Origin of the sequence: Campylobacter concisus (assembly GCF_902460715.1) — a bacterium.
Taxonomy (GTDB): domain Bacteria; phylum Campylobacterota; class Campylobacteria; order Campylobacterales; family Campylobacteraceae; genus Campylobacter_A; species Campylobacter_A concisus_AK.
In genome coordinates, this window is the sequence record NZ_CABPUX010000001.1 from 361,535 (window position 1) to 375,851 (window position 14,317).

At 37.5% G+C, this 14,317-nt stretch carries 21 protein-coding genes and 1 pseudogene; 14 read left to right on the forward strand and 8 right to left on the reverse strand.

Features of this window, described 5'->3' with window-relative positions; genetic code table 11:
• Positions 1–6: 6 nt before the first annotated feature.
• Both F3G91_RS01750 and F3G91_RS01755 read left to right on the forward strand, forming a co-directional pair.
• Positions 7–381 carry a DUF7674 family protein gene (locus tag F3G91_RS01750; protein ID WP_149700502.1) on the forward strand — a complete coding sequence of 125 codons (375 nt, stop codon included), beginning with the start codon at positions 7–9 and terminating at the stop codon, positions 379–381.
• Positions 375–758 carry a DUF7674 family protein gene (locus F3G91_RS01755; protein ID WP_149700503.1) on the forward strand — a complete coding sequence of 128 codons (384 nt, stop codon included), beginning with the start codon at positions 375–377 and terminating at the stop codon, positions 756–758. The genes F3G91_RS01750 and F3G91_RS01755 overlap by 7 nt, the downstream gene beginning before the upstream one ends.
• A gap of 22 nt (positions 759–780) precedes the next feature.
• Here F3G91_RS01755 and F3G91_RS01760 read toward each other — a convergent pair whose 3' ends face one another.
• The 4 genes from F3G91_RS01760 to fliL form a co-directional block, all read right to left on the reverse strand.
• Positions 781–1,416, reverse strand: a complete 636-nt coding sequence (locus tag F3G91_RS01760; RefSeq protein WP_103569919.1) for a 2-hydroxyglutaryl-CoA dehydratase — start codon at positions 1,414–1,416, stop codon at positions 781–783.
• Between the two features lie 14 nt (positions 1,417–1,430).
• Positions 1,431–2,048 carry a hypothetical protein gene (locus F3G91_RS01765; RefSeq protein WP_103569920.1) on the reverse strand — a complete coding sequence of 206 codons (618 nt, stop codon included), beginning with the start codon at positions 2,046–2,048 and terminating at the stop codon, positions 1,431–1,433.
• A gap of 107 nt (positions 2,049–2,155) precedes the next feature.
• Entirely contained in the window at positions 2,156–2,500 is a 345-nt protein-coding gene (acpS, locus tag F3G91_RS01770; protein ID WP_087582301.1) for a holo-ACP synthase, read from the reverse strand.
• On the reverse strand, positions 2,497–3,033 hold the full coding sequence (gene fliL / locus F3G91_RS01775) for a flagellar basal body-associated protein FliL (RefSeq protein WP_002942267.1): 537 nt from the start codon (positions 3,031–3,033) through the stop codon (positions 2,497–2,499). The genes acpS and fliL overlap by 4 nt, the downstream gene beginning before the upstream one ends.
• A 58-nt stretch (positions 3,034–3,091) precedes the next feature.
• On the opposite strand from fliL, the gene ybaK reads away from it, so the two are divergent.
• Positions 3,092–3,574: a Cys-tRNA(Pro) deacylase gene (ybaK, locus tag F3G91_RS01780; RefSeq protein ID WP_021090136.1), complete on the forward strand. Its 483-nt coding sequence runs from the start codon at positions 3,092–3,094 to the stop codon at positions 3,572–3,574.
• Here ybaK and F3G91_RS01785 read toward each other — a convergent pair.
• Positions 3,563–4,549: an SAM-dependent methyltransferase gene (locus tag F3G91_RS01785; protein WP_149700504.1), complete on the reverse strand. Its 987-nt coding sequence runs from the start codon at positions 4,547–4,549 to the stop codon at positions 3,563–3,565. The two genes, ybaK and F3G91_RS01785, sit on opposite strands and share 12 nt — an antisense overlap.
• Complete coding sequence (locus F3G91_RS01790) at positions 4,546–5,154, reverse strand: trimeric intracellular cation channel family protein (RefSeq protein ID WP_103598679.1); 609 nt, start codon at positions 5,152–5,154, stop codon at positions 4,546–4,548. Before F3G91_RS01790 ends, F3G91_RS01785 begins: the two co-directional genes overlap by 4 nt.
• 117 nt (positions 5,155–5,271) lie before the next feature.
• On the opposite strand from F3G91_RS01790, the gene F3G91_RS01795 reads away from it, so the two are divergent.
• Positions 5,272–5,937 (forward strand): lipid-binding SYLF domain-containing protein, encoded by a 666-nt coding sequence (locus F3G91_RS01795; protein ID WP_149700505.1) that lies wholly within the window; start codon positions 5,272–5,274, stop codon positions 5,935–5,937.
• 106 nt (positions 5,938–6,043) lie between these two features.
• On the opposite strand, the gene F3G91_RS01800 is transcribed toward F3G91_RS01795, so the two are convergent.
• The gene (locus F3G91_RS01800) at positions 6,044–6,253 is read right to left on the reverse strand and encodes a hypothetical protein (protein ID WP_002942234.1); all 210 of its coding nucleotides are present in this window, start codon (positions 6,251–6,253) and stop codon (positions 6,044–6,046) included.
• A 150-nt stretch (positions 6,254–6,403) separates the two neighbouring features.
• Between F3G91_RS01800 and F3G91_RS01805 the strand changes: the two genes are divergently transcribed.
• The 10 genes from F3G91_RS01805 (at position 6,404) to modD (ending at position 13,557) form a co-directional block, all read left to right on the forward strand.
• A complete protein-coding gene (locus F3G91_RS01805) occupies positions 6,404–6,850 on the forward strand; it encodes a Fur family transcriptional regulator (RefSeq protein WP_087582204.1) in 447 nt (148 codons plus the stop codon).
• 113 nt (positions 6,851–6,963) lie between these two features.
• Positions 6,964–7,287: an HMA2 domain-containing protein gene (locus F3G91_RS01810; protein WP_002942231.1), complete on the forward strand. Its 324-nt coding sequence runs from the start codon at positions 6,964–6,966 to the stop codon at positions 7,285–7,287.
• Positions 7,280–7,930: a ferritin family protein gene (locus F3G91_RS01815; protein ID WP_149700507.1), complete on the forward strand. Its 651-nt coding sequence runs from the start codon at positions 7,280–7,282 to the stop codon at positions 7,928–7,930. The genes F3G91_RS01810 and F3G91_RS01815 overlap by 8 nt, the downstream gene beginning before the upstream one ends.
• Before the next feature lie 31 nt (positions 7,931–7,961).
• On the forward strand, positions 7,962–8,273 hold the full coding sequence (locus F3G91_RS01820) for a hypothetical protein (RefSeq protein ID WP_035142523.1): 312 nt from the start codon (positions 7,962–7,964) through the stop codon (positions 8,271–8,273).
• 9 nt (positions 8,274–8,282) lie between these two features.
• The gene (locus F3G91_RS01825) at positions 8,283–8,597 is read left to right on the forward strand and encodes a magnetosome protein MamC family protein (RefSeq protein ID WP_149700508.1); all 315 of its coding nucleotides are present in this window, start codon (positions 8,283–8,285) and stop codon (positions 8,595–8,597) included.
• Positions 8,597–8,917, forward strand: a complete 321-nt coding sequence (locus tag F3G91_RS01830; protein ID WP_188116785.1) for a YtxH domain-containing protein — start codon at positions 8,597–8,599, stop codon at positions 8,915–8,917. Before F3G91_RS01825 ends, F3G91_RS01830 begins: the two co-directional genes overlap by 1 nt.
• The gene (locus F3G91_RS01835; protein ID WP_411160721.1) at positions 8,886–10,976 is read left to right on the forward strand and encodes a heavy metal translocating P-type ATPase; all 2,091 of its coding nucleotides are present in this window, start codon (positions 8,886–8,888) and stop codon (positions 10,974–10,976) included. Before F3G91_RS01830 ends, F3G91_RS01835 begins: the two co-directional genes overlap by 32 nt.
• Positions 10,977–10,990: 14 nt before the next feature.
• Positions 10,991–12,454: an alanine/glycine:cation symporter family protein gene (locus F3G91_RS01840; protein WP_103565764.1), complete on the forward strand. Its 1,464-nt coding sequence runs from the start codon at positions 10,991–10,993 to the stop codon at positions 12,452–12,454.
• Between the two features lie 10 nt (positions 12,455–12,464).
• Positions 12,465–12,722 carry a helicase gene (locus F3G91_RS01845; protein ID WP_103574292.1) on the forward strand — a complete coding sequence of 86 codons (258 nt, stop codon included), beginning with the start codon at positions 12,465–12,467 and terminating at the stop codon, positions 12,720–12,722.
• A gap of 1 nt (position 12,723) precedes the next feature.
• Complete coding sequence (gene modD / locus F3G91_RS01850) at positions 12,724–13,557, forward strand: ModD protein (protein WP_149700509.1); 834 nt, start codon at positions 12,724–12,726, stop codon at positions 13,555–13,557.
• Between the two features lie 484 nt (positions 13,558–14,041).
• On the opposite strand, the pseudogene F3G91_RS01855 reads toward modD, so the two are convergent.
• Positions 14,042–14,317 (reverse strand): annotated as a pseudogene (locus tag F3G91_RS01855) (methyl-accepting chemotaxis protein); the annotation flags it as partial.

Sequence of the window (14,317 nt, forward strand, 5' to 3'; positions counted from 1 at the left end):
TTCAGTATGCTTTTTGCACAAAATAACAATGATCTACAAAGTCACAAAGAGATAGTTTATACTTTTGTGTCAAAAGATAAAAGATTTTTTAGCGAATATCAAAAAGAGCTCATGCGAAATTTACCACTTTATCCTAGCTTAGAGCTATTGCTTGTCGATTTTGCAGTTATTTTGGTGGAAAATTTTGACCAACTAAGCGAGCAAGATAAGCTAGAAATTTTTGACTTAGTTGAAAAAAATATTAAGAACGATAACTACGTTGGCGCAGCATTTTTGACTGGCTTTATTGAGACGATACAAAATGTTTCAAACAAAGAGCAATATAAGAAAATTGAGAAGTATTTTGGTGAGAATACAAAAAATAAGGCAAAGCCATGCTAGCTCAAAAAGACATTTTTGTATATGCGGATTTTTTATATATTTTTATATCAAAAGACATTAGATATTTTGAAATTTATCAATCTGAACTTTTAAATTTTATTCCAGATACCCCAGGATTACTTGTTTTATTGGAAAATTTTGCAAATGTTACAGTTCATATTTTTGATGAATTAAGCGAGCAAGATAAGCTAGAAATTTTTGACTTAGTTGAAAAAAATATTAAGAACGATAACTACGTTGGCGCAGCATTTTTGACTGGCTTTATTGAGACGATACAAAATGTTTCAAACAAAGAGCAATATAAGAAAATTGAGAAATATTTTGGTAAAGAAACTCTATCACTCGCAGACGAGCTGATAGAATTTTGGGGTATATAGGCTTTTACAAAAATATTTAAATTTACTCATCAAGCATCGATATCCCACTTGGACAAATTTTAGCAAGTGGGTTGTTATATTCTTGGTGGCATTTTTCGCACTTTATAACACCTAGTTCTGCGCTTACTTGCTCTGCATTATAACAATGCGGACAAACCACATAGCTATCTTCTTGCGTATCTACTCCGATAGCTTTGATACTTGGATCTTGATAGTCGTTAAAGATTTTTCTAAATTCTCTTTTATAAATTTTAAAATCAATAAAACCAGCAAACTCAATCAGATAATTTCTGAATGCAAAATAGTATCTCTTATCTTTTTCTCTAAAATTTAGATCATCTTCAAAGATTTCTTGTAAATCCGACCAAAAATTTTCATAATTAATATTTCTTGGGGCAATACTTAAGACATCGTTTATCCTAACAATATTCCATCTATTTGGGATACTGCTATCAATAATATCAAAAAGCTCAGCACTAAATCCGCAAATGCCATCAAAATCATCCTTGTCATACACAATGATAAATTTTACCTTCCCTTCATACATCTCCATCAGCAAGACATCATAAATAGTATCTTTTTTAAGCGCATCAAATGCACTTAGCTCGCGAAGCTCAAGCGATGAAATATCAACGGTTGTTTTTAGTCTTACTTTCAAATTTATCCTTTAAATTATGTCGTCTCTACAAATTGAATAACTCTTTTAAGTACAAAATTTAGCCTATCAACGCTTGTCATCGCTTCAAATTTGCCGTCATCTAGCTTCATATAACACCAGCTTTGACCGCTATTTTTTAAATACTCATATCTTGTTTTATTGTCAATATTTATGTTTATTTTAACTAGCTGATGTTCAAAATTTAGTTTAAAGTCAGATATCTTGCCTAGCGTTTGAAAGTCATTTATAGCCTTTAACTTTAATTCTATGCCATTTTTAAGTCTGTTTTGCACAACTTCTTTATCAATCTCTCTTTTTCTTTGCATAAAATTTTCTATAACAGAGGGTTTTATATCTACTAAATCAAAATAATAACTATCAAAGCTAGACGCCATTTCTTCGTATGCAACGATAGTTGCACGGCTATCTTCTGAGAGTCTCCAAGAACTTGGCACAAGGTTATCTATAATTTCAAAATATTTAGAGTCATAAAAAAATGGATACCATCTATTGGTATCATAAATAAGAAAGCTAAGCTTTGTCTCTTCAAAGCGTAAAGCATAAACTATATATTTTTTGTAAAGCCTAAAACCCCACTGTTCGTCATCGACTTTTATGCATCTTACTATCACTTAAGCTCCTCCATTAACTTTCAAATTTATATTTAGTAGCTCAAGCATACGAAATTTAAATCATTTTTTATCTACATTATGCTTTAAAATTTTAAAACAGATAAATTTCACACGATCATCACTGCAGCTACGGCAAATCCGCCGTCGTGAGTTATACTAAGGCTTGCTTCTTTGATATTAAAGCTTGTATAAATTCTTGGGCTAAATTTTATCTTTGGTGCGTTTCTTGCATCTTTACTTAGCACAATGTCTAAAAAGCCACACTCTTTGCTAATGCCCACACCAAGGGCTTTGCTAGCTGCTTCTTTGGCCGCCCAAAATCCAGCCAAAGTCGCATCATTTTTTGCTAGCGCGATCTCGCTATCACTTAAAAATCTTTTTAAAAAAAGCTCGCCGTGACGAGCCTTAAGTCTTGAAATTCTATCTATCTTAACGATATCGATGCCTATCATTGCACCACGAAATCAGTAAAAAATATGTTTTTGATGTAGCCATCATTTAGCACTTCATTTAGCTTACCGACGATCTCGTCTTTTAGCCTATCTTTGCCCTTTGCAGTGCTTACTTCTTCGTAAGTTTTAGAAGAGAGCGTTCTTATGATGATATCTCTTAAAAGTGCCTTTTTCTTATCAAGCTCGGCAGTTAGTAGCTCGTCGCTTTGCTCTAAATCAATCTTAGTTTTAAGAAATCTCGAGCCATTTTCACTAAGTAAATTTACGACAAACTGATCAAGCGGATATATCGGTCCCATGTTCGAATAGTCGTTGCCACCGCGTTTTGCTTTATTTTGAGCGGGTGCTGGTTGAGTTTGAGTCTGAGCTGGTGTTTGCGCCATATTTGCCTCTTTTGGCTCGTCAGAACTAAGCATTAAAAACGCCACTAGCCCTCCGATAACTAGCAATAAAACAAATATCGCGATGATGATTATCATCAAAGCGCCATTGCCACCTTTTTTTGCTTTTTTCTCTTCAACTTCTTCAGCCATCTTTCCTCCTTTAAGTTTTGGCTATAATTATACAAAAAATTCACAAAAATGAGAAAAGATGATACATAAAACCAACGCCGCTAGGCTTTTAGACAAGCTAAAAATAGAGTATGAGATACTTGAATACGAAGTCGATCTAAACGATCTTTCAGCCGTTCACGTAGCAGCTAGCACCAAGCAAGACATAAAGCAAATTTATAAGACGATCGTCTGCCAGTGTGAGCCTAAAAATTTTGTCGTTGCTTGCCTGCAAGGCGATCTGGAGCTTGATCTAAAAGCACTTGCTCATGCATGCGGAGCCAAACGCTGCGAGCTTATAAATTTAAAAGACCTAGAGAAGATCACTGGCTATATTAGAGGCGGCTGCTCGCCACTTGCTATGAAAAAGCACTTTGCGACCTTCATCGACGAGCGAGCAAAAGAACAAGAGTACGTGCTAGTAAGCGCTGGAGTAAGAGGCAAGCAGATAAAGATAGCTCCAAACGACCTTTTAAAGGCATGCGAGGCGGATTACGCTGATATCGCCAGACTAGCTCTTTAAAAACTCTATAAATTTAAACTTCTCGCCTAAAAACTCGGGTGAGAGTAGAAATTTCGCCTGCTTTATGGCGTTTTCATAGGCTTGCTTGCTGCCTTTTTCAAGCACCAAAGATAAAATTTCATCCACACCAAAGTCGCAAACTAAGGCATCATTTTGTTTTTTAAATTTAAGCATCAAAAAGCCAGCCTCGAAAAAAGCGGCCTTGACCTGCTTAAAGCAAAGGCTATAAGTTAGATCTGAGTTTTTAAAATATGGCTCGAGGTTTGAAATTTCAAACAATGAAAAAACTTGATGATCCTTAAAAACTCTTAGGCTAAATTCATTTTTTGGCTCAAATTCTCCGTAGTCAAAGCTTAAAAATCTCACCTTTTTTGCCGCATTTGCAAGCTGGAGTGCAAATTTAGCGTAGTTAGTTGATATCTCGCCCTTTTTTATGCCAAATTTCTTTGCAAGGGCTAGTAAATTTTGATCTGCTTTTTGCCAGTGAAATTTTAGATCACTATCCGCAAAAAGCATATTTTCCCCGTCTATCACCTCGCAGCTAAATGCGTCAAGCAATTCATTTGAGATGACAAAAATTTCATCAAACGAGCATTCATCCAAATTTTCATAGTGTTTTATTTTTATCTCATCACCAAAGCGATTTTTAAAGGTTTCAAGCTGTTTTTTGCGTAAAATTTCATGAGGTTCTATGATGATAAACTCTAAATTTGGCAAAATTTCTGGCTCAAGGGTAAAGACACCTTGTGCAAAATCAGCCAGCATATCGCCTGAGTTTGCGCCGATCTCCACGACCTTGCAAGAGCTAGAAATTTCGCCATTTTTGCGTAGCTTTAAAAAGTAATTTGCAAGGCAGGCGCCAAAGAGGTAGCCAACGCTTACATTTGTGTAAAAGTCGCCCTTTTTGCCGATATCCACACCAAATTTATAGTAGTTTTCATTGACCCATATATCAAAAAACTCGCTAAATTTCATAGATCAGGCAGCTTCCAGCCTCGATAAAATGCGAACATCCTGACCGTTATACCAGCAGCAAGCAAGAGCATGGTAAAAAATATGTTGGTAAGGCCCAGATGATAGAGGATAAAGTAGGCAAGGCCCACACCAAGGCTTATCGTGCCGTAAAGTCCTGTGCGCAAAAACCACGGGACTTCATTTAGCAAGATATCTCTTAAGATACCGCCACCAACACCGTTAAAAAAGGCGATCATCATGACGCCAAAGATGTTGTAACTATACTCGATGGCAACCATCGCTCCAACGATAGAAAAGCAGATAACGTCGATCGCGTCGGCAAAGATAAAGACAAATTTCTTCTCCAAACCATCTCTTTTTATATGTAAATTTGTGATCCTAGATACGACAAGCATAAAGATGACGACGCTTACTGGCATGTAGTGAGTGAATGAATAAACCGCCCTGCCAACTAGCATATCACGCATGATACCGCCTCCAAGTGCGGTCAAAAATGCGGATAAAAAGACGCCAAGCCAGTCACACTCCCTCTTTACTGCAAACAAAAAGCCACTAAGCGCAGCTGATGCGATACCGACGTATTCTACAAAAAGTATTAAGCTCATATTTTTTCCTTAAAAATGGGCATTTTATAATGAAATCTCATAAAATTTCATTAATAAATTTTTAAATAATAGTTTATTTTAGGCTATAATAACAAAAATTTTAAATAAGGAAATTTGATGAAAAAAATTCTAACTTTGCTCTTTTTGATCGGCTCATTTTTTGCGTTAAATTTAAACGCTGACGTGATCCAAAATCAAAAATTAAAAAACGCGATAAACATTTTAAACGCTTTTGGCACTAGAAATTTAAAACCAAATACCAAATTTACAGATATCAAAGCCATCGCCATCATCCCAGATGTGACAAAAGCTGGTGCTATCATCACTGGCTCAAAGGGCAAAGGCGTATTTATCGCTAAAAACGACGATGGCGAGTGGTCAAGCCCGTTTTTTGTAAATTACACATCTGGTAGCATCGGACTTCAGCTAGGATATAGCTCGGCAGATATGATCATCTTGTTTAAAAACTCTGAAGCCTACGCAAGCTTGTTTAACGCAAAAGATACGATCAGCCTAAAAGCAGAAGCAACTGGTGGCGTTGGTAACGAAGTGGCGATAGCTAGTGATTTGCCTGAAATTTCAGCATTTGTCGAGGAGCGTGGCAAGACAAGTGGAGCTTTTGTTGGCGTTAGCTTAGACGTGGCAAGACTTAAGATAAACGCGCAAGATACAAACGACTACTACGATAGAATGTATGAATTTGAAGATATCTACAACAATAGCCCAAAAGCTAGCAAATATACAATCAAATTTAAAGAGATAATCTCAAAATACTTCTTATAAAAACCTCACATCTTGGCTCTTTTAAAAGAGTCAAGCTCTTTTTTACATTTTAAAGATTTTAGAAATTTAATTTATAAATTTAGCAAGATTATGGCTTAGCCTTTTGCTAAACCATAAATAGTGATACAAAGCGTTTTTTAGGGATCGGAGAAAATTGAGTCATATATTCAAACGCCTCTTCGTAGTCGCCGTCAGTGTATTGCGCGACTTGCTCGATAAGCTCGTAAAGCTCTTCGTCATCCATCGAGTCAAAGCTGCCTCTATTTTCCAAAACCTCTAACAAAACGGCGTCTAATTCTAGCTCGTCGTAAGTCATTTCGTTCCTTAATTCTGATTTAAAAAATGCGAAACTATACCAAAAGAAGCTTATAAAATACTTTACTTTAAATTCGTAAGAAATTTTATGCATTTTTTAGTAGTAAAGTTGTAAAATCTTTACTTTCATTATCAATTTGATAGGGATTTTGTGGAAGACTTTGAACTATTTTACAAGCATTTTAACGAGTTTTTAAAAGCTTTTGGTCAAAAAGGCTCTGAGATAAAAGAGCAAATTTTGCGTGTGCTTTTTGCTAGCAAGTCGCATCTAAATGCTCAAGAAATTTGCCAAAAAATTTATGAAACTTACAAAAATGAAATTTCAATGACTTCGATATATACCTTTTTAAATTTTCTTGAAGAGCACCATTTGGCAAATAGTTTTGAGCAAAATGGTGTTAAAAATTACGAGCTAAATTTAAAATCCTCTCACGATCACTTGATATGTGAAATTTGTGGCAAAGTGGTTGATTTTGAAGATGAGATGATAGAGCAAAGACAAGATCAAATTTGTAGCCAAAGATCATTTAGCGCAGAGTCTCACAAGATGATACTTTATGGAATTTGCAGTGATTGCCAAGCAAAAAATGGGATTTAAATTTATCATTTCATTTTACTTTTTGATAATGAAAGACAAAAAAATTTCAGATTTGTTTAAGCTACATAATAGATAATACGCCATCAATATAAAAGGAAAATAAAAGGAAACAAATGGATATAAAAACACAAACTTTAGCACAAGTTGCAAGCTATTTTTCGATGATAGCTCACACAAATGGCAGACTAAGAGTTAGGGTTAGCCCAAAGATCAAAGAGCTAAGTAGTAGCGTAAATTTAGCCAGTTTAGATGACATGATAGCTCAGATAAATGGTATAAAAAATGTTAAATTTAACAAGATAATCGGCTCTGTAACGATCGAATATGATCATGAAATTTTCCCTAAAAATCTCTGGGAGGATCTCTTAAAAGGTCAAAATTTAGAAGAAATTTCAGCTAAAGTAAATGAAGTAGCAAGAGAAGTAAAATATGCTTAATGAGTTTTTAAACGCCTCTTATACGAGCGAAAAAAACGCACTTAGGCTATATGAAAGCCTAGCTTCATTTGGCGAAGTATTTGATCAAATCGCAAGTGTGAGAAAAAATGCTATCGTCTTGATAGAGAAATTTGCAAGTGCGCATGAATATGAGCTTGTTTGCGAAAATGAAGCTATCTTTTTGCCAGCAAAAAACAAAGAAGATGCGCTGATAGAGGCACTAAACTATGAAAATGAGCTAAACAAAATGTATGAAAAATTTTGTGAAAGCTTAGATGACGAGGAGCTAAAAGATCTATTTTTTAGACTTTGGGCTACTTCAAATAACGAATATATCGCCTCTTTAAAACACTGCTTAAAAGAAATTTATAGCGGATGTGAGGCAAAAAATGAGCTAAATTTAAATGAAATTTCGCAAAATTTTGAGCAAAATGGCATAACAAATATTTTAGAAAGCTATCAAAATGACTTTAATGAGATAACTAAAAGCTTGCAAAATATCGCAAGTGGCAAGGCTGATAAAAGCGAGTTGGCAAAGATCACAAACAACCCAAATTTCTCGTTTTTTAGCGGGCTTGCGCTTGGGGCATTAGGCATTTCAGTAGTTAGCAAAAATTTAAATAAGGATGAAGAAGATGAATAATTTACAAAATCAAACAAAGAAAGGATTTAAAATGGCATTACCATTTTTAGCAGGTTTAGCAGTAGGCGGTTTAGCAGTAGTTGCTTGGAGTAAAAGAGATAAGATCAAAGAGTGTGCCAAAGACGGCTTAGATAAAGGCAAAGAGGCTGCAAAAGATCTTTATAAAAAAGGCAAAAACGTCGCAAAAGACGCAAAAGACTTCATGGTTAAAGAAGAGAAAAAAGCAAAACGTGGCGTTAAAAAAGTAGAAAAAGAGGCTGAGAAAGTGGTTAAAAAAACAAGAAAACCACGTGCTAAAAAGCCAGCAGCTCCAAAAGCTATCACACCAAACGATATAGCTTAAGGATAGAGAATGCAAGAAAATAGTCTTTTTACACTTTCAAACACAAGACTTCCATTTGATCACTTCATCAGTGGAGCCTTGATCGCTGGTATGGGTGCGGCTGCGCTTGGCTTTAGCGACTATCTAAATAACAGAGCAACTAAAAAAGATGTCGCTAAAAAGATAGCAAAATACGCCGTAACTGGCGGTTTTGTAGGTGCTGTTGGCATTCACGCTTCAAATTTGATAGCACAAAAAAAATATCTAAACGCAGCAGCTTTTACTGCAGTTGGCATCGGCGGTCTTTTGATAGCTGAAGAACTAATAAAATTGGAGAGTAAATAATGAATAACCCTTATATCAATGAAGAAAACGCAAACGAAGTAGCAGCAAATGACGCAGTAGCAACTCAGCCAAGTGCGGTTGATAATGCGATAAACAATGCAGCTCAAAATTTACCATTTGTACCTGAAAATTTTAACGCAGCTGGCTTTGTAAAAGGCCTACTTTTAGGCGGCATAGCAGCTTATGTGCTAACTAATCCAAAAGCACAAGAGTGCGTATTTAAAGCGATCATCAAAGGTGGCGAGCTAATAAACGCTGGCATAGAAGAACTAAAAGAGCGTTTTGAAGATGTCAAAGCTGAACTTGACTCACAAAAATAAGGTCACTCTAGCTCACAAGAGTAAAAATAGAGCGAGGTTTATTTGCGAGAGCCTAAACGCTAGAAGTGATGTCAGCGCCATCGAGGCTGCGATCTCAGAGCGAACCGATGCAAAAAGCGTGCGTGTAAATAAATACGCAAAAAGCATCGTTGTCGAGTTTGATAAGAGCTATGAGAAAATTTTAGATTTTATAAAAAGCTATGATTTTCCAACCAAGCCAAAAGATGAGAGCCTGCCTAGCAAAGCAAATATCTACAAAGCTGCTGCTGCACTTGGTGTAACACCATTTATGAGCAACAAAACTCTAAAATCAGCCGTAACTCTTTACGCCACAGCTCCAAATTTAATAGAAGGTGCAAAAGAGCTAAGGCATGAGGGCATCACATCAAAAGTGCTTGAAGCAACTGCTATTGGCACTAGCCTTGCGATGGGCGATCATTTAGCTGCAAATAGCACAAATTTGATGATAAACATCGGCGAATACATGGAAGAAAGTGCTAGTCACAGAAGTGATGATCTCATCAAAGAGCTAGCCAAACCAAACATCGAAGAGGTCTGGGTCGAGCGAAATTTAAACGGTGAAAAGACGCTTGAAAAGGTAAAAACCGAAAATTTAAAAAAAGGCGACATCGTAGTCGTCGGAGCTGGAGAGACGATAGGCGTTGATGGCTACATCGTCGAGGGCAATGCTGATGTCAATCAAGTCTCAATGACTGGAGAAGCAGAACCAGTGGCAAAAGCTAGAGGTGACCGCGTTATAAGCGGCACTGTTGTCGATGAGGGCAGGATCAAAATTTGGGCTGAAAACGTAGGTAGCGACACCGCAACCGCAAGGATCAAAGAGTACATCCAAACTTCACTTAATGAAAAATCAGCCATCGGCGTAAAAGCTCTAAAACTAGCTGATAAACTAGTGCCAGTCACACTCTCTCTTGCTGGGCTTTCGTATGTTATAAACAAAAATATGAACAGCGTTGCTAGCGTGCTTCAAGCTGACTACTCTTGCGCACTTAAGCTTGCTACGCCAGTTGCGTTTAAGTCAAGCATCTCAAAGGCTGGCAGAAATGGCATCCTTATAAAAGGCGCAAAGGCGATCGAGGCTCTAAGCTCAGTTGATACCTTTGTCTTTGACAAAACCGGCACTCTAACTCACGGACGCCTAAGCGTGGTTGAAATTTACTCTTTTAAAGATGGCTTTTCAGAGGCTGATATCTTAAATTTAACCGCAAGTGCCGAGGAGCACTACTTCCACCCTGTGGCTGAGGCGATAGTTGAGGCTGCAAACAAGCGTGGATTTAGTCATATCCACCACGACGAGGTTGAATTTATCGTAGCTCACGGCGTAAAAACTGCGATGCACGGCAAAGAGGTGGTCATCGGCAGTAGGCACTTCTTAGAAGATGATGAGATGATAAGCTTTAAAGCTCACGAAGCACTTATAAATAAGGCTTTACAAAGCGGTTTAACCCTGCTTTATGTAGGATACGACAAAGAGCTTGTTGGTGTGATCGCTATGAAAGATGATATGAGATCAAACGCTAAAGATATGGTAGCAAAACTACGAAATCTTGGCGTAAAAGAGATAGTTATGCTAAGTGGCGACATAAAGAGCAAAGCTGAAGAGGTAGCGCGCGAGCTAGGGCTTGATAGGGTCTATGCTGAGTGCTTACCAACGGACAAAGCAGCGATCATCGAAGAGCTAAAGAGTGAGGGCAAAAAGGTCGCTTTTGTAGGTGATGGCATAAATGACGCACCAAGCTTAACAAAAGCAAATGTTGGCATCAGCATGCACAAAGGTGCTGATATTGCTAAAGCAACAGCTGATATAAGCCTTTTAAAAGATGACATCATGAGTGTAGCGCTTGCAAAAGAGCTTGCTAATAAAACTATGAAGTTAATTAGCTCAAATTTCCGCTCAACCGTTGGCGTAAATACAGCCATACTAAGTGCCGCAACGCTTGGCATGCTAAATCCAATAGCAACTGCTATGCTTCACAATGGCACGACGATCTGGCTTCTGCTCAACTCAATGAAGGGCGTGAAGATCAAGTCAAAATAAATTTGAAAGGATAGATGGTGTTTGAGAATTTCTTAAACTTTTTAAACGGCAAAATGGATGTAGCCAACGACTTTTTATATGGATATTTTTTGGTTATCATCCTTGTAGCTTCAGGAATTTACTTTAGCTACCTTACCCGTTTTGTGCAGTTTAGGATGTTCTTTGAAGCTTGCAGAGTTCTGGTAGAAAAAAAGGATAAGTATAACAAGCACCATCTAACGCCGTTTCAAGCGCTGATGATCTCGACTGCTTCGCGCGTTGGCATCGGCAACATCGCCGGAATTTCAGCTGCCATCGTCGCAGGTGGCCCTGGGGCACTTTTTTGGATGTGTTTGATGGCGTTTTTAGGCTCAGCTTCAGCCTTTATCGAGAGCACTTTGGCTCAAATTTATAAAACCAAAGATGTCTTTGGCTTTAAAGGCGGACCGGCTTATTACATCAAAAACGGGCTTGGCATAAAGTGGCTTGGCTCTTTGTTTGCTATCATTCTTATCATCACCTATGCTTATGGTTTTAACGGACTTCAAAGCTACACCATGACCTCTGCTTTTGAAATTTACTACGACAAAGCAGGCAGCAACATCACCTTTGCGCAAAGTGGCTTGCCTATTGGCATCGGACTTATCCTTACAGCATTTACGGCTGTGATGTTTTTTAGCAAGAGCCACATCATCGGCAAAGTTAGCTCATATATCGTGCCTTTCATGGCGCTTACTTACATCTTGCTAGCTATCATCGCGATCGTTTTAAATTTCAAAGAAATTCCAGCCGTCATCAAGATGATCATAGAAAGCGCCTTTGATTTTAAAGCGATCTTTGGTGGATTTGCTGGAAGTGTGATCGTAATAGGCATAAAAAGAGGACTTTTCTCAAACGAGGCTGGCATGGGCTCAGCGCCAAATGCAGCGGCTGCGGCACACACAAGCCACCCAGTCAAACAAGGGCTAGTGCAAGCAATGGCTGTCTTTATCGATATGACGATATGCGTCGCCTCTGGTATGATCGTGCTTTTTTCTCAAGCATATCTTACAAAACAAACTGGTGTAAGTGGCGAAGTACTAACCGCCCTACCTCTTGTTCAAGCAGCGATGAAAGAGTATTTTGGTGACTTTGGACTACACTTTACGACCCTTGCAGTAGTGCTATTTGCCATCACATCGCTCATCGGCAACTACTACTACGCACAGGCAAATATGAAATTTCTAACAAAAAGCAAAAATTTAACTCTAGCATTTAAGATCACAGCAGTGATTATGATATTTATAGGCGCTCAGATGAACTTAAAACTAGCTTGGAATATCGCTGATATCACGATGGCGGCTATGGCTACGATAAATATCATCGCCATTTTCTTACTATCAAAAGTGGTGATAATAGCGATAAAAGACTACGAAGCACAAAGAAAAGCTGGTAAAAATCCAGAATTTGACCCAGAGAGTCTAGGCATCAAAAATACAAGCTGCTGGGGCAAAAACTAAAGGAGAAAATTTGGAAAAAGATATAAAGATAAGCGGCAAACTACTAGATCTAAACACCCATAGACAAGTAGCAAAGGTCGGCATGAGCGTCACTTTGGCATCTGTTTGCCTAAGCGCACTTTTTATGAAAAATAGATCTGTTAAAAAATTCCACGTAGCTTCTGGCATCGCATTTACATGCTTTGCGCTTTACCACGCTGGACTTTACGACAACGGCATCTTTAAAAAGATGATCGTAAAAGCAAAAACCGCTTCAAAAAAGGCATAAAATGAGACTAAGCGACGCTGAAATTTTAGACTACATAAATGAGGATCTACCCTACTTTGACCTCACAACGTCGCTTCAAGATATCGATAAAAAAGCCTCACTTGAAATTTACTCGCGTGATGAAATTTGCGTTAGCTGCGTAGATGTAGCAGCAAGCATAGCAAGGCTACTTGGCTGCGAGAGCGAAATTTTTGTCAAAAACTCTCAAATTTGCAAGGCTGGCGATGTGATCATAAAAATTTATGGTAGCTACGAAGATGTGCATAAGGCTTGGAAACTAGCTCAAGTCGCGCTAGAGTATGCTAGCGCCATCGCAACCTACACAAACAAAATGTCAAAAGCTGCAAAAAGTGTCAATGAAAAATGCGAAGTCTTAGCAACCAGAAAGAGCTTCCCATTTGCAAAGAAATTTTGCGTAAAAGCCGTGCTTGAAGGCGGAGGCGGTATGCACAGACTTGGACTTAGCGACAGCGTTCTTTTCTTTAAAAACCACATAAAAGCCTACTCTAGTTTTAATGAATTTATCTCGCATTTGTCAGAATTTAAAGCAAAAATGGTCGAGCGAAAGATCTGCGTCGAGGCTGAAAATTTAGACGAAGCAAGCAAACTTTTAAAGGCAAAATGTGACGTCGTGCAGTGTGATAAATTTAGCCCAGAGCTTATAAAAAACGTTCTAGCTTTAAGAGATGAAATTTCGCCAAATACTATGATCCTAGCAGCTGGCGGCGTAAATTTATCAAATGCAAAAGAATTTGCGGCTGCCGACGCGATAGTCACTTCTGCAATGTATTCAAAAGGTGTTGCTGACATCAGCGCAAGACTTGAAATTTTGTAAAATTTTACATATAAAAATACATATAATTTATATATCAAATAATAAATATCTCTAAAATTTTAAAATTTATGAGCAAACACACCATATCCTAAATTTAAACTTGCTAGAGTTTTAATTCGCATGCAGCGCAAAGCACTGAGGCATGCCACTTCTAACGTGCGAGAGGTTTAGAGGATTGTTAAGGGGGAAGGGAGCTCTTTTGCTTCACTAGCTTGCAACTGCAAGCAGAGCGTAACTCGGGTCCCCTTGTCTCCCTTTTGGATAAAAAGAAATTTATAAATTCAATAAAGCTTTTTTACAAATTTTAAAATCTTACTCACTCATGGAATTTTAAAATTTAATAGATAATTCTTGAGTGTTGATCTTAAAATTTGTTTGAAGTTTCTTGTGTGTTAAATTTAATATCTAGTCTAAATTTACATAGCCCTCTAATAATTTAGAGAGCTATGCTTTGTATTTAATTGTAGTTGCTTGTGTTGTTTGATTAAAACCTCTTCTTCCTAACCTCTTCAACTATGGCTTTAGCCATCTCATCTACTTCTGATGTTACTTCGTTTGCTTGGTTTGCAATTACAACATTTTCTTTTGTTAGGTGATCTATTTGAGCAACTGATTGATTTATCATATTGATGCCTTCACTTTGCTCTTTGATTGATTCACTCATCTCATTTATTGATTGAGCTAGGACATTTGTATTTGCTTCTATCTCACCAAGAGATTTTTGAGTTCTTTCTGCTAGTTTTCTAACTTCATCAGCAAC

Coding starts and splice junctions, on each gene's coding strand:
- F3G91_RS01840 (WP_103565764.1), top strand. CDS start 10,991: ATGGTGTTTGAGAATTTCTTAAACTTTTTAAACGGCAAAATGGATGTA.
- F3G91_RS01835 (WP_411160721.1), top strand. CDS start 8,886: ATGTCAAAGCTGAACTTGACTCACAAAAATAAGGTCACTCTAGCTCAC.
- F3G91_RS01755 (WP_149700503.1), top strand. CDS start 375: ATGCTAGCTCAAAAAGACATTTTTGTATATGCGGATTTTTTATATATT.
- F3G91_RS01825 (WP_149700508.1), top strand. CDS start 8,283: ATGCAAGAAAATAGTCTTTTTACACTTTCAAACACAAGACTTCCATTT.
- F3G91_RS01795 (WP_149700505.1), top strand. CDS start 5,272: ATGAAAAAAATTCTAACTTTGCTCTTTTTGATCGGCTCATTTTTTGCG.
- F3G91_RS01820 (WP_035142523.1), top strand. CDS start 7,962: ATGGCATTACCATTTTTAGCAGGTTTAGCAGTAGGCGGTTTAGCAGTA.
- F3G91_RS01800 (WP_002942234.1), bottom strand. CDS start 6,253: ATGACTTACGACGAGCTAGAATTAGACGCCGTTTTGTTAGAGGTTTTG.
- F3G91_RS01750 (WP_149700502.1), top strand. CDS start 7: ATGCTTTTTGCACAAAATAACAATGATCTACAAAGTCACAAAGAGATA.
- ybaK (WP_021090136.1), top strand. CDS start 3,092: ATGATACATAAAACCAACGCCGCTAGGCTTTTAGACAAGCTAAAAATA.
- F3G91_RS01785 (WP_149700504.1), bottom strand. CDS start 4,549: ATGAAATTTAGCGAGTTTTTTGATATATGGGTCAATGAAAACTACTAT.
- modD (WP_149700509.1), top strand. CDS start 12,724: ATGAGACTAAGCGACGCTGAAATTTTAGACTACATAAATGAGGATCTA.
- F3G91_RS01790 (WP_103598679.1), bottom strand. CDS start 5,154: ATGAGCTTAATACTTTTTGTAGAATACGTCGGTATCGCATCAGCTGCG.
- F3G91_RS01810 (WP_002942231.1), top strand. CDS start 6,964: ATGGATATAAAAACACAAACTTTAGCACAAGTTGCAAGCTATTTTTCG.
- F3G91_RS01815 (WP_149700507.1), top strand. CDS start 7,280: ATGCTTAATGAGTTTTTAAACGCCTCTTATACGAGCGAAAAAAACGCA.
- acpS (WP_087582301.1), bottom strand. CDS start 2,500: ATGATAGGCATCGATATCGTTAAGATAGATAGAATTTCAAGACTTAAG.
- fliL (WP_002942267.1), bottom strand. CDS start 3,033: ATGGCTGAAGAAGTTGAAGAGAAAAAAGCAAAAAAAGGTGGCAATGGC.
- F3G91_RS01830 (WP_188116785.1), top strand. CDS start 8,597: ATGAATAACCCTTATATCAATGAAGAAAACGCAAACGAAGTAGCAGCA.